The sequence below is a fragment of the Lentzea pudingi genome, assembly GCF_014646255.1.
GTDB lineage: Bacteria > Actinomycetota > Actinomycetes > Mycobacteriales > Pseudonocardiaceae > Lentzea > Lentzea pudingi.
In genome coordinates this window covers 791,745-804,841 of record NZ_BMNC01000002.1, presented here as the reverse complement: position 1 = coordinate 804,841, position 13,097 = coordinate 791,745, and the positions used below count along the sequence as shown (strand labels likewise).

The window sequence follows — 13,097 nt, the reverse complement described above, 5'->3', positions numbered from 1 at the left end:
GGGTGCTTCCTGCCAGCGGAAACTGACCGGTCGGTGCAGAAAACCGGACGGACGTCTTGCTACATGCCCTCTGACCTGCGGAAAAAGTGTGATCCCCGCCGCAGACAGCGACGCGGGACCCTGCCACACTTCCGGCACCCGCAACGCTCGTGCGGTTCTCCGACGCAACTCGTCGGAGGGCATCGACCGAGTTTCCAGGCCCCGTGCACCCGGCGTGACAACGCTGGGCCGGTGCGCCGTTTGGTGATGAGCCCACGTCTGGGCCACTACGCCGCCCGCACCGCAGGAGGGACGCCGTGACAGCAGTGAACGAAGCCCGTACCGAGAACTCCGATCCGACGCAGTTGACGGACGAGGAGATCTTCAACGCGCACCTGGGCGGGAAGCTCGAGGTCGGCGCGACCGCCTCGCTCGCTGACCCGAAGGCGCTGTCCATCGCGTACACCCCTGGTGTCGCACGAGTGAGCAAGGCCATCGCCGAGGACCCCTCGCTGGCCGCCAGGTACACGTGGGCGCACCGCCTCGTCGCCGTCGTCAGCGACGGCACCGCGGTGCTCGGTCTCGGTGACATCGGCCCGAGCGCGTCGCTGCCCGTCATGGAGGGCAAGTCCGCGCTGTTCAAGACGTTCGGCGGCCTTGACTCCATCCCGCTCGTGCTCAACACGACGGACGTGGACGAGATCGTCGAGACGCTCGTCCGGCTGCGCCCGTCGTTCGGCGCGGTCAACCTCGAGGACGTCTCCGCGCCCCGCTGCTTCGAGCTGGAGCGGAAGCTGATCGAGGCGCTCGACTGCCCGGTCATGCACGACGACCAGCACGGCACGGCCGTCGTGTCGCTGGCGGCACTCAACGGTGCGAACACGGTCCTCGGCAAGAGCATCGCCGACCAGCGGGTGGTCATCTCCGGTGCGGGCGCCGCGGGCATCGCGATCGCCAAGATCCTCCTCGCCGCCGGTGCCGGCGACATCACGCTGCTCGACTCGCGCGGCATCGTCCGCACGGGCCGGGCCGGTCTCAACCCCGTCAAGGAGGAGATCGCGGCGGTCACCAACAGGACGAACCTCGCCGGCGGCATCGACGTGGCGCTGCGCGGCGCGGACGTCTTCATCGGCGTCTCGTCCTCCAAGGTCTCCGAGGACCTGATCGCGAGCATGGCGCCCGGCTCGATCGTCTTCGCGCTGTCGAACCCGGACCCCGAGGTGCACCCGGAGGTCGCCGCCCGGCACGCCGCGATCGTGGCGACCGGACGCAGCGACTTCCCGAACCAGATCAACAACGTGCTCGCGTTCCCCGGCATTTTCCGCGGGGCTCTCGACGCGGGTGCGCGACGGATCACGGAAGGCATGAAACTCGCCGCCGCGGATGCCATTCTCGCGGTCGCGAAGGATGATTTGGGTCCAGATCGAATTGTGCCCTCGGCATTGGACCCGCGCGTCGGACCCGAGGTCGCAGCGGCTGTGGCCGTCGCGGCGAAGGCCGACGGAGTCGCCTGATCACACCCTTGTATTCGCCACTCTTTTGCATCTTCACGGAGACCGGAACCACGAACGTGGCTTTTCGTTAACCCGTGCAGGGGTGGGCGATGACGCTCTGAAGCGCTACCGTCCCTCTCCTCGGGTGTTCACCCGAGGAGAGGGTTCGTGTTTGCCGCCGTTCGGGTGCCGTTGTCGTGCCCACCCGAATTGCCGCGGGCGGTGAATGCGGGAGAGGGTGGGTCGGTGCCCAAGTGGGTGGGACGCGCGACAGTGGTGAACGGCCGTGCACGGACGGCTGCTTCGGCGAACGGGAAACCTCCGATGACGCTGGACGGGCTGACCCTGCCCGACGCGCCGTCGCTGCTCGTTGACGCCAAGGGTGTCGTCATGCAGGCGAACCCGGCCGCGGTGGACCTCGCCAACGCGCAGGGAGCCGACGACCTGGTCGGCCACGCCCTCGGTGAGCTGCTCCTCGGCAACTCCGCGGACCTCAGGCTGCTGCGCGCGGACGGCACCGAACTGCCGGTGCGCGTCGCCCGGCACGCCGTTCCCGGCACGGGCCTGCAGGCCGTCCTGCTGATCGACGTCTCCGACCTCGCCGCCGCCGCGGACGCGTTGCGCGACGAGCAGCGCCGCCTGCGCAAGGTGCAGCGGGTCGCGAACCTGGGCTCCTGGGAGTTCGACCCCGGCACCGGCATGACCGTCTGGTCGGACACCCACTACGAACTCCTCGGCCTCGACCGCGGCTCCGTCGTGCCGGGCGCGCAGGCCGTCCTCGACGTCGTGCACCCGGACGACTTCCACATGGTCGAGACGTACTGGCACGGCCGCGAGATCACCGGCGACCCGATCGACATCGAGTACCGGATCGTCCGCCCGGACGGCCAGCTGCGGTGGATCCGCGGTGTCGCCGAGGCGAGGCTGGACGACGCCGGCGCCCTGGACAAGATCACCGGCTACATCCGCGACATCACCGAGGCCAAGCGCGCGGCCACCGAGCTCGCCCAGGAACGGGCGCGGCTGCTCGAGGCCCAGCGCATCGCCCGCATCGGCAGCTGGGCGTACGAGACGGGCACGCGGGCCGTGCACCGCAGCGAAGTGCTGATGGAGATGTACGCCGAGCTGGGCATGCACCCGGACGACGACCTGCTCAGCGGCGTGCACCCGGAGGACCGCGAGGCCGTCAAGGCGATCCGGCACTCGTTGCTGCACGCGAGCGACGGCGAACCGGTCGAGGTCGAGGTCCGCAGCGAGGTCGGCGAGCGCGTCTACATGTGCCGGGCCCGCGCGGAGGTCGCGCCGTCCGGCCGCATCGAGCGCTACCACGGCACCATCCAGGACGTCACGGAAGCGCGTGCGCTGGAACGCCAGATGCGCGAGGACCGCCGAAGACTCGCCGACGCGCAGCAGGCCGCACGGCTCGGCATGTGGGAGTGGAACCCGGCGACCGGCGACGTCGTGTGGTCGGACATGCTGCGCGAGCTCTTCGGCCTGCCCGCCGAGCTTCCCGGCAGCTACCAGGCGTACCTCGACCTGGTGCACCCCGAGGACCGCGGCTGGGTCGACGACACGTGCCGCCAGCTGGTGGTGGACGAGATCGCCTCGCAGTTCGAGCACCGCGTCGTGCGCAACGACGGCTCGACGCGGATCTTCCGCTGCCACGGCATGATCGTCCACGGCCCGCACGGCAGGCATCTCGCCGTCGGCACCGCCCAGGACGTCACCGAGCAGCGTGCCGCCGAAGCGCGTATGAAGCGGTCGTCGCAGCGCTTCACCGACCTCGTGTCCGTGACACCGGTGGGCATCGGCCTGTTCGACGAGGGCGAGCGCCTGGTCGACGCGAACGACGCGTTGTGCGACCTGCTCGGCATGGAACTGGAGCAGCTGCGCGGCATGACCGCCGAGCAGCTCACCCACCCCGAGGACACGTCGCCGGGCCTGCAGTGGGCCGCCGAGCGCACGCAGAAGATCCCGCAGCGCATCCTGGTCCGCCCGGACGGCGAGAAGGTCTACTGCGAGCTGCACATCGCGCTGTCCGTGCAGGACGACGGCCGCCGCTTCTGGCTGATCGTGTTCCTGGACATCACCGAACGCCGCCGCGCCGCCGAGGCGTTGCGCCACCAGGCCACCCACGACGAGCTGACCGGCCTGCCGAACCGCGCGCTGGTGAAGGAGATCCTCGGCAAGGCGCTGGAGGGCCCGGACCGCGCCAAGGTCGCCGTCCTCTTCTGCGACATCGACAACTTCAAGCGCGTCAACGACTCCCTAGGCCACGACGCGGGCGACGAGCTGCTCGTGGCCCTGGCGCGCCGGCTGGAGGGCGGCCTGCCCGACGGCTGCACCGCCGCCCGCCTGTCCGGCGACGAGTACGTGATCATCTCCGAGGACATCGACTCGGTGGGCGGCGTCGACGCCCTGGCCACCCGCGTCGCCTCGTTGCTCAGGACCGCGGTCCCGGTGCACGGCCAGCTCGTCCGGGTCTCGGCGTCGATCGGCGCCGCCGTCCCGAACGGCTCGCGCGCCAACGGTGCCGACCTGCTGAGGTTCGCGGACGCCGCGATGTTCGAGGCGAAGCGAGCCGGTGCCGGACGCGTGTCGCTGGCCTCGGCGGCGCTGATCGCGTCCGCCGACCGCCAGGTGCACCTCGAAGGCCAGCTGCGCGAGGCCCTGCAGAACGACGGCCTGGCGCTGCACTACCAGCCCGTCGTCGGCGTCGACGGCGCCGTGCTGACCGCCGAGGCGCTCGTCCGCTGGCCGCACCCCGACCGCGGCCTGCTGCCGCCGGACGTGTTCCTGCCGGTCGCCGAGCAGGGCGACCTGATGCGCGAACTCGACCGCTGGGTGCTGCGGACGGCGCTGAAGGAGGCCTCGACCTGGCCCGCGCCCGACGGCCGCCCGGTGTCCGTCGCCGTGAACCTCGCCGGCCTGGTGCCGGGTGATCCGGAGTTCGTCGACATCGTGTCGACCGCGATCATGGAGTCCGGCGTCCCGTGGGAACGCGTGGTGCTGGAGCTGGTCGAGACGGCGTTCGTCGACCTGCCGTCCCGCGTCCGCCAGTCGATGGACGAACTGGTGAAGCGCGGCGTCCAGTTCGCGGTGGACGACTTCGGCACCGGCTACTCGTCGCTCGCCCGCCTGAAGGACCTGCCGGCCCAGATCATCAAGGTGGACCGGCGCTTCGTCTCGGGTGTGGGCAACGACTCCTCGGACTTCGCCGTCGCCCGCGCCGTCGTCGACATGGCGCGGGCGATGGGCCGCAAGTGCGTGGCGGAGGGCGTGGAGACCGCCACCCAGTTCCACGTCCTGCGCGGTGTCGGCGTGGACGCGTACCAGGGCTGGTTGTTCTCGCGTCCGGTGCCGCCCAAGGAGTTCCGCGCGGTGCTAGCTCTCGGGCCGCTCCACATACCCCGCGCTGGCTGAGATTTCGGGGAGCAGCGCCGCGATCCGGTGCTTGGGTAGGTCGATCAGCCGCAGCTCCAGGTCCTCCTGGGACACGGAGGCGTCGTCGACGATCTCCGCGGCCTGCCGCTTGGTCAGCACGCCCTGCGCCGCGGTGATCAGCGCCTCGCGCCAGACGTTGCGCAGCTTGCCGTGCGCCTTCATCAGCACCTCGCGGACCGTGCGCTCACCGAGCGACAACGTGCCGGCGAGCACTTGGTCGGCGACGACGATCGTCGTCTTGCCATCGGGGTTGTTGCGCAGGAACTTCAGCTTGAACCGGGTCGCCACCAGTTCCTGCAGTTCCTTCTGCCCGGCCTCGGACGACACCGCCGGGTGGTTGTTCGGCACCAGGCACGCCAGCCGTGCGGGAGACGAGGCGAGGAGGGTCCGCAGCAGCCACGGCCCGGGGTCCGCCGAGAGATCGACGGCCAGCGAGGCCGCGCCCTTCCCGACGGGCTCGGCCCAGCCCGCCGCGCGGGGCTTGGGCGGCGGCGAGGACTCCGGCCGCGGCGCCAGTTCCGACAGGGCGGACAAAGCCTCCTGCGACGGTCCGGACGACTCCACGGACTGCGCGCCGTGCGTGTAGATCCGCGTGCCGCCGGCGACCGCGCGACGGCCCGTCGGCCGGCACACGTAGAGGTCGGCGGCGGACCCGATGGCCTGCGCGCCGTCGAAGCGGTGGAACGCGGGCAGGATCGCCTCGAACACCAGCCCGAGCTTCTGCAGTTCCTGCTGCACCTTCAGACCCAGTGCGGGCGTGCGGTCGGAGAAGCCGTAGGCGAGCAGCAGCCGGCCCGACGCGATGTCCTCCAACGCCTCGATGGCGCGACCGGCGAACAGGCCCATGCCCTCGGCGCTGTAGGGCGGGTCGCTGAAGACCAGGTCCGCGGACTCGAGGACGGCCTGGGGCAGACCGAAACGCATGTCGCAGTGCAACGTCCGGATGTCGAGCCCCCGTGCCTGGGCGCGTGAGTCGATGAACTCCAGCAGGCGCTCGTCGAGGTCCACGACCGTGATCGACACGTTCGGGTTGACGGCGGCGATGGCCAGCGACGTGAGATCGTGGTCACCCAGGCACAGCAACCGCTTGCCCGCCAGGTCGTACGCCGAGTCCAGCCACACCACGCGGTTGAGAGCGGTCTCCGCCGTCGCCTGCACGTGGTCCAACGAGGACAACGGCGGCGGCACGTCCGCGATGTCCACGAGGATCTGCCGCAGCACGTCGGTGTGGTCACGGACACCGGACACGCCGAACTCCGCGCGGTACGCGCCGACCAGGCCGGGAGCGATGCGGTAACGATCGCCTGAAGATTCGGCGTCGTCGCCCAGCGCCTTGAGCAGGTCCTGCACGGTGCGGCGCGGCACGGCCGGCAGGCGCACGAGTTCTGCCAGCGGGTGCCAGTCCTCACTGAGCAGGGACAACACCTCGCGGAGCTTGCGGGCGTGCACGCCGCGTTCCGCCACCAACTGCCGCACCTGATCGATCGTCACAAGCGCTAAACCATACGGCCAGTCACATGGTGGAACGCTGTGCCGGGGTACGCCGAACGAGTTAAGGTCTTTGGGATCTACATCCAGGGCGGCCCAATCGGGGTGGTCGTCGCGACCGGAGGGATCCGAAGGGTGATCGAGTTCCGGGCCGTAACCAAGCGGTTCGAGGACGGGACCATCGCTGTCGACGAGCTCGACCTCGCGGTCGAGGCGGGCACCATCACGGTGTTCGTCGGTCCTTCCGGCTGTGGCAAGACGACGTCGCTGCGCATGGTCAACCGCATGATCGACCCGACGTCGGGCACGATCCTGGTGGACGGCAAGGACGTCCTCACCGTCGACCCGCCCACGCTGCGGCGCGGCATCGGCTACGTGATCCAGCAGGCAGGGCTCTTCCCGCACCGGACCGTGCTGGACAACATCGCGACCGTGCCGCTCCTGTCCGGTTGGGACAAGCGCAAGGCGCGCACGAGGGCCGCGGAGCTGCTCGAGATCGTCGGGCTCGACGCGAACTTCGGCAAGCGGTACCCGGCCCAGCTCTCCGGCGGTCAGCAGCAACGCGTGGGTGTCGCCCGCGCGCTCGCGGCGGACCCGCCCGTGCTGCTCATGGACGAGCCGTTCAGCGCCGTCGACCCGGTCGTGCGCGAGGACCTGCAGAACGAACTCCTTCGCCTGCAAGCGGAACTCGACAAGACGATCGTGTTCGTCACGCACGACATCGACGAGGCGCTCAAGCTCGGCGAGCGCGTCGCGGTGTTCCAGACCGGCGGGCACCTCGCGCAGTACGCGAAGCCGACGGAGCTGCTCAGCGCGCCCGCCAACGACTTCGTGGCCTCGTTCGTCGGACGGGACCGCGGCTACCGCACCCTCACGTTCCTGCACGCCGAGGTGCCCGTGCACCCCGTCGCCACGGCCAAGCTCGGTGAACGCGTCACGATCACCGACTGGACGCTCGTCGTCGACGAGCAGAACCGGCCCAGGGGCTGGTTGTCCGGTGTGGACGGTGAGGTCGAGGTCAGCGAACGCGACCTCGTCTCCGGCGGCTCGCTCTACGACGGCTCCAGCCTGCGGGGCGCGCTCGACGCGGCGCTCAGCTCGCCGTCCGCGCTCGGCGTGGTGGTCGACGACGCCGGTGCCGTCACCGGCGTGGTCAAGGCGGACGACGTGATCCAGGCGCTCGCGAAGGCCCGCGCGGCGGGTGAGGTCCCGAAGTGACCTGGATTTTCGAGAACTGGGAAAGGTTCTGGGAAGTCACCGCGGTGCACCTCCGGCTCTCCGTCGTGCCGGTGCTGGCCGGTTTCGCGCTCTCCATCCCGCTGGGGTGGTGGGCGAGCCGGTCTCCGAAAGCGCGCCTGGTCCTCTTCCCGTTCGCCAACGTGCTCTTCACGATCCCGTCCATCGCGCTGATCGTGATCACGCCGGTGCTGATCGGCACGAAGATCCTCGACGAGATCAACGTGATCGTGCCGCTGACCGTCTACACGGTGGCGCTGATGATCCGGTCCGTCGCGGACGCGCTGTCGGCGGTGCCGGGCAACGTGGTCGCCGCGGCGAACGCGATGGGCTTCCGGCCACTGCGGCGCTTCCTCACCGTCGACTTCCCGCTGGCGCTGCCGGTCACGATCGCGGGCCTGCGGGTCGCGACCGTGTCGAACATCAGCATGGTGAGCGTGGGCGCGCTCGTCGGGCTCGGCGGCTACGGCCAGCTCTTCACCGAGGGCTACCAGACCGACAACACCGACAAGGTCCTCGCGGGCCTGATCGGGACGGTCGTGCTGGCGGTGCTCGCGGACGGCCTGCTGTTGCTGATCGGACGGCTGCTCACGCCGTGGGCACGGGTGGGGAGGTGAGCTGAGTGGGTGGCTGGCTCTTCGACCCCGCGCACTGGTCCGGCACGACCGGGATCCCGGTGCGGTTGCTGGAACATCTCGGCTACACGCTGCTGACCCTGGTGATCGCCGCGCTCATCGCGATCCCGCTCGGCGCGTTCGTCGGGCACACCGGCAAGGGCGGGTTCGTGATCGTCGGACTCTCCAACGCGCTGAGGGCGCTGCCGACCACGGCGGTGCTGATCCTCGTCGTGCTGTGGGCGGGTCTGGGTGACTTCCCGGTGTACGTCGCGCTGGTGCTGCTGGCGATCCCGCCGATCATGGCGGGCACGTACGCCGGCATCCGCGCGGTGGACCCGGTGACGGTCGACGCCGCGAGGGGCGTCGGCATGCGCGAGTCGAGCGTGCTGCTCCAGGTGGAGATCCCGAACGCGCTCCCGTTGATCTACGGCGGTTTCCGCGGCGCCGCACTGCAAGTGGTCGCGACCGCCACCATCGCCGCCTACACCGGCGCCGGTGGTCTCGGCAGGTTCGTCTTCGACGGCCTCGCCCTGCAGGATTTCGGACAGATGCTCGCCGGCGCGGTGCTCGTGGCACTGCTCGCCGTTCTCGTCGACCTGGGGTTCGCCGGCCTGCAACGGCTGACGGTCTCGCCAGGGCTGCGTCCAGTGGGAAGCGGAGGAAAGAGTTGACCTCCTCACCTCGAGAACGAGGGGAGTCCTACGGCTCGCGCCGCAGGGATTTCTGCTTCGTCGCCGACCGCCCGCCCGGAGTGCTCCGTTGAGGACTTACACCGGCTCCACAGACTGTCACCGCCAGTCCGGCGGCCAGAATGTTGCGCGCCGCGTTCACGTCCCGGTCATGGGTCGCGCCGCAGCCACAGGTCCACGTACGTACGTGCAATGGCATCGACGCTGCGAGCGCACCGCAGGTGGAGCACAGTTTGGAGGAAGGGAACCAGCGATCGATCACGATCACGTCCCGTCCGTACCAGCTGGCTTTGTACTCCAGCATCTGCCGGAACTTTCGCCAGCCCGCGTCGCTGATGGCGCGGGCGAGGCTGCGGTTGCCGACCATGGTGGACACGGTCAGGTTCTCGATCACGAGCGTTTGGTTCTCACGCACGAGCCGAGTGGTGATCTTGTGCAGGTGGTCCGTGCGCCGGTCTGCGATCCGGGCATGCACGCGGGCGACCTTGACTCGGGCTTTGGCCCGGTTCTTGCTATCGATGTGTTTGCGGGACAAGGCCCGCTGTGTTTTGGCGAGAGCGTGCCGGTCACGGCGCTCGTGCCGGGGATTGGCGATCTTCTCTCCGGTCGAGAGAGTCAGCAGATGGTCGAGACCGAGATCGATGCCCACCGCCGAATCGCCGGCGGGCAATGGGAGGACGCCGGGGTCTTCGCACAGCATGGATACGAACCAACGCCCGGCCGCGTCACGCGACACGGTCACCGTAGAGGGTGTCATCCCATCGGGCAGCGTTCGCGACCAACGAATGTCCAACGGCTCCGACATCTTCGCCAAGATCAGCACCCCGTCGCGCCAGCGGAAAGCCGAACGCGTGTACTCGGCGCTGGGACGCGACTTCTTGCGCGACTTGAACCGCGGATACCGTGCGCGTTTCGCCCAGAAGTTGCAGAATGCCGCCTGCAGATGCCGCAACGCCTGCTGCAGCGGCACCGACGACACCTCTCCCAGGAACGCCAGTTCCTCTGTGCGTTTCCACTCGGTCAGCATCGCCGAAGTGGCGGCGTACCTGACCTGTTCTCCGCGCTGTGCCCACGCCTCCGCACGGGCCTGCAATGCCAGGTTGTAATCCTTGCGGACGCATCCGAACGTGCGCGACAACTCTGCTTCTTGCGCGTCGGTCGGATAGAAGCGGTACCGGAAAGCCCGCTTCACCTGCCCGTTCACAGTTTTAAGAATATCAAGTCGCTGTGTGGCCCCACATGGGTGGGCTGCGGACGCAATGTCCCGCTGATGACGACACAACTGCCCCTGTCCTGCTCCACAGGGGTCCGTTTCCTCCCCGCCTTGAATGACGGGGTCTCCTCGGAGGAGTTCAGATGAAGCGCATCGCCACGGCTGTCGCAGCCGTGATGCTCCTGTCGGCGTGCGGTGGTGACCCGCTGACGGGCGGCGCCGACAACCCTGCACCGACGGACACGATCGTCGTGGGTTCCGGCAACTTCCCCGAGTCGCGCCTGCTCGCGGAGATCTACGCGGAAGCGTTGGCCGCCAAGGGCGTCAAGGTGTCGAAGAAGCTGAACATCGGCAACCGCGAGCTGTACTACAAGGGTGTGCAGGACGGCTCGATCGACCTGATCCCCGAGTACAGCGGCGTGCTGCTCAAGTACATCGACAAGTCGGCGACGCAGGTCGGCTCCGACGAGGTGTACGAGGCGCTGAAGAAGGCGCTGCCGCAGAACCTGATCGTGCTCGACAAGTCGTCCGCCGAGGACAAGGACGCGGTCGTCGTCACGAAGCAGATCGCGGCCCAGTACAGCCTGAAGTCGATCGACGACCTCGTGCCGTACTGCAAGGACCTGGTCTTCGGCGGGCCGCCGGAGTTCCAGGACCGCGCGGACGGCCTGCCGGGCCTGAAGGCCAAGTACGCCTGTGAGTTCAAGGAGTTCAAGGTCCTCGACGTCGGCGGCCCGGTGACCGTCGCCGGTCTGAAGGACAACGCGGTGCAGGCGGCCGACCTCTTCACGACGGACGCGGCCATCAAGGCCAACGAGTTCGTCGTGCTGGAGGACCCGAAGAACGTCTTCGCGGCGCAGAACGTGCTGCCGCTGATCAACGAGAAGAAGGCGTCGCAGCAGGTCCGCGACACCCTCAACGCCATCTCGAAGAAGCTCGACACGAAGACGCTGCTGGACCTGAACCAGAAGCTGTCGGCGCCGGACAAGCCGGAGCCGGAGAAGGTCGCCAAGGAGTGGCTGGCCTCCGCCGGCATCTGATCGACCCCGGAGAACCGCCGGCCCGCAGGCCTCACGCCCGCAGGTCGGCGGTTTTCGCTTGTACGCCCATGTAGACGAAGCGGTCCTCGTAGCCCAGCGAGTGGTTCACGCGCAGCATGTGCTCGTTGTCGCTGCTGGTGCGCGTGTTGATCGTTTCGACGCCTTCCAGGTTGTGCAGCATGTGCGCCTTGATGAGCCTGCCGAACCCCCGGCCGCGATGTGCGGGCAGCACGACCGTGTGCAGTTGCTCGGCCACGGTGGACACGGCCGGGTTCACCTCGACGACGGTGACGCCGGCGGCCTCGCCCTCGTGCAGCAGCAGGACGATCCAGCGGACCGGGACGGTGGCGGCTTCCTCCCGCCTGATGCTCTCGACCGTGTTGCGCGTCAGGTCGAGCGACGTCTCGCCCTGCGGCGCGTCCCTGATGCCGTTGAGCGCCTCGACGTACGCCTCGACGAACTCCTCCGGTGCCGCGCCCTTCCACGTGACGAGCTCGTACCCGGCCGGAAGATCACCGATCTCGGGTGGGTCTCCGATGGTGAGCCGTTGCCTCGTCATGGTGGTGACGACGCGGAACCCCTGGGCGGTGGCGAACCGTTCGCCCGGGGTGTCCTTGAAGACGCTCCACGCCTCGACGACGGTGCGGCCGTTCGTCAGCGGGAGCATGGCGCGGAGCAGCGCCGTGCCTGTGCCGCGACGGCGGTGGTCCGGCAGCACCACCACGTTGGCGGTGGCGAGGTGCGCGTTCGCCTCGGTCTCGGAGATCCGCACCTCGCCGTAGCCGATGATCTTCCCGGCTCGCCGGGCGACGACGAAGCGCGGCGGCTCGAAACCGATGTCGTCGTGGAGTTCCCACATGGCGACGAAAGCCTCGTAGGGCGGCGGCTCCTTGCCGGGTGAGTCCTCGACCGTCCAGGCAGCCGCCACCTCGTACAGGGCGCGCCGGTCTACTTCGGAGGCGGAGGCGAAGTCGAGCTCCTCCGTCGCCGTGCCCAGTTCCAGCTCGGACTTCTGTGCGGGATCGAACTCGTCTTTTGCCCCCATACCTTCGATCTAAGCAAGGTTGTGGCGTTCTGCCCAGGCCGTGACGCAGGCCGCGATCTCCTTCGGCCGGTCCTCCTGCGCGTGGTGCCCGGCCTCGCCCAGCGCGACGACGTCCAGCGCGGCGATGTTCTCCCGGCACCACGCGGTGAGCGCGGGTCCGATGGCCAGCGTCGGGGAGTTCTCGAAGGTCATCAACAGCTTCGGAACCGGCGACGCAGTCAGCCACTCGCCGTAGGCCTTCATACGGGGGATCAGCGCCGGCGGGTCGCCGTCGACCGGGAGCTGCCGCACCCACGCGAGCAACGGGCGGCGGCTCTCCCGATCGGGGAACGGGGCCAGGTACACGGCCATGTCCTCGTCCGAGACCGGCGTGCGCACACCGCCGGTGAACGCCTGGCGCACGAGGGTGTCCTGGTCCAGCACCAGTTCCTCGGCGACGCCGGGGGTGCGGAACCTGCGTGTCCGTTCGCGTGCGGCAGGCGGAAGGTCGGCGCTGTCCATGGGCTTCAGCATCGTCTCGAAGAAGGCGACGCCCGCGACGCGGTCCGGGTGCCGGGCCGCCCAGTCGAACGCCAGCGCGCCTCCCCAGTCGTGGCCGACCAGCACCACGCGCTCCAGGTCCAGGGCGTCGAACCACGCGTCGAGGTAGCGGGCGTGGTCGTCGAACGAGTAGTCGATGGCCGGCTTGCCTGATCTGCCCATGCCGATGAGGTCCGGAGCGAGCCCGCCCAGCTCCGGCAGGATGTTGCGCCAGATGTGCGATGAGGCGGGATTGCCGTGCAGGAACACGAACGGCGCGGTGCCGTGTGCCTCGTGGTGCATGGTCGAATCGAGGACGGGGACGACGGGCATC

10 protein-coding genes are annotated in these 13,097 nt (G+C 69.2%); 6 read left to right on the top strand and 4 right to left on the bottom strand.

Features of this window, described 5'->3' with window-relative positions; translation table 11 throughout:
* The first annotated feature begins 296 nt into the window (after nucleotides 1–296).
* Nucleotides 297–1,493, top strand: a complete 1,197-nt coding sequence (locus tag IEY88_RS09540) for an NAD(P)-dependent malic enzyme (RefSeq protein ID WP_373294052.1) — start codon at nucleotides 297–299, stop codon at nucleotides 1,491–1,493.
* Nucleotides 1,494–1,718: 225 nt separating this feature from the next.
* The gene (locus IEY88_RS09535; protein ID WP_229693209.1) at nucleotides 1,719–4,895 is read left to right on the top strand and encodes a bifunctional diguanylate cyclase/phosphodiesterase; all 3,177 of its coding nucleotides are present in this window, start codon (nucleotides 1,719–1,721) and stop codon (nucleotides 4,893–4,895) included.
* Here the strand turns inward: IEY88_RS09535 and IEY88_RS09530 are convergent.
* Entirely contained in the window at nucleotides 4,857–6,407 is a 1,551-nt protein-coding gene (locus IEY88_RS09530) for a bis-aminopropyl spermidine synthase family protein (RefSeq protein ID WP_189154241.1), read from the bottom strand. The two genes, IEY88_RS09535 and IEY88_RS09530, sit on opposite strands and share 39 nt — an antisense overlap.
* Nucleotides 6,408–6,539: 132 nt before the next feature.
* Here IEY88_RS09530 and IEY88_RS09525 point away from each other — a divergent pair, with 132 nt between their 5' ends.
* The 3 genes from IEY88_RS09525 to IEY88_RS09515 are packed head-to-tail and all read left to right on the top strand — an operon-like array spanning nucleotide 6,540 to nucleotide 8,928.
* Nucleotides 6,540–7,622: an ABC transporter ATP-binding protein gene (locus IEY88_RS09525; RefSeq protein WP_189154240.1), complete on the top strand. Its 1,083-nt coding sequence runs from the start codon at nucleotides 6,540–6,542 to the stop codon at nucleotides 7,620–7,622.
* Nucleotides 7,619–8,257: an ABC transporter permease gene (locus IEY88_RS09520; protein WP_189154239.1), complete on the top strand. Its 639-nt coding sequence runs from the start codon at nucleotides 7,619–7,621 to the stop codon at nucleotides 8,255–8,257. Before IEY88_RS09525 ends, IEY88_RS09520 begins: the two co-directional genes overlap by 4 nt.
* 5 nt (nucleotides 8,258–8,262) lie before the next feature.
* Nucleotides 8,263–8,928 carry an ABC transporter permease gene (locus IEY88_RS09515; protein ID WP_189154238.1) on the top strand — a complete coding sequence of 222 codons (666 nt, stop codon included), beginning with the start codon at nucleotides 8,263–8,265 and terminating at the stop codon, nucleotides 8,926–8,928.
* 28 nt (nucleotides 8,929–8,956) lie between these two features.
* Here the strand turns inward: IEY88_RS09515 and IEY88_RS09510 are convergent, their stop codons facing one another.
* Nucleotides 8,957–10,150, bottom strand: coding sequence for an RNA-guided endonuclease InsQ/TnpB family protein (locus IEY88_RS09510; RefSeq protein WP_189154237.1), 1,194 nt, complete (start codon nucleotides 10,148–10,150; stop codon nucleotides 8,957–8,959).
* A 152-nt stretch (nucleotides 10,151–10,302) separates the two neighbouring features.
* Between IEY88_RS09510 and IEY88_RS09505 the strand changes: the two genes are divergently transcribed.
* Nucleotides 10,303–11,199 (top strand): ABC transporter substrate-binding protein, encoded by an 897-nt coding sequence (locus IEY88_RS09505; protein WP_189154236.1) that lies wholly within the window; start codon nucleotides 10,303–10,305, stop codon nucleotides 11,197–11,199.
* 31 nt (nucleotides 11,200–11,230) lie between these two features.
* On the opposite strand, the gene IEY88_RS09500 is transcribed toward IEY88_RS09505, so the two are convergent.
* Both IEY88_RS09500 and IEY88_RS09495 read right to left on the bottom strand, forming a co-directional pair.
* Nucleotides 11,231–12,244 carry a GNAT family N-acetyltransferase gene (locus IEY88_RS09500; RefSeq protein WP_189154235.1) on the bottom strand — a complete coding sequence of 338 codons (1,014 nt, stop codon included), beginning with the start codon at nucleotides 12,242–12,244 and terminating at the stop codon, nucleotides 11,231–11,233.
* Nucleotides 12,245–12,253: 9 nt separating this feature from the next.
* A complete protein-coding gene (locus tag IEY88_RS09495; RefSeq protein WP_189154234.1) occupies nucleotides 12,254–13,096 on the bottom strand; it encodes a haloalkane dehalogenase in 843 nt (280 codons plus the stop codon).
* Nucleotide 13,097: the final 1 nt, after the last annotated feature.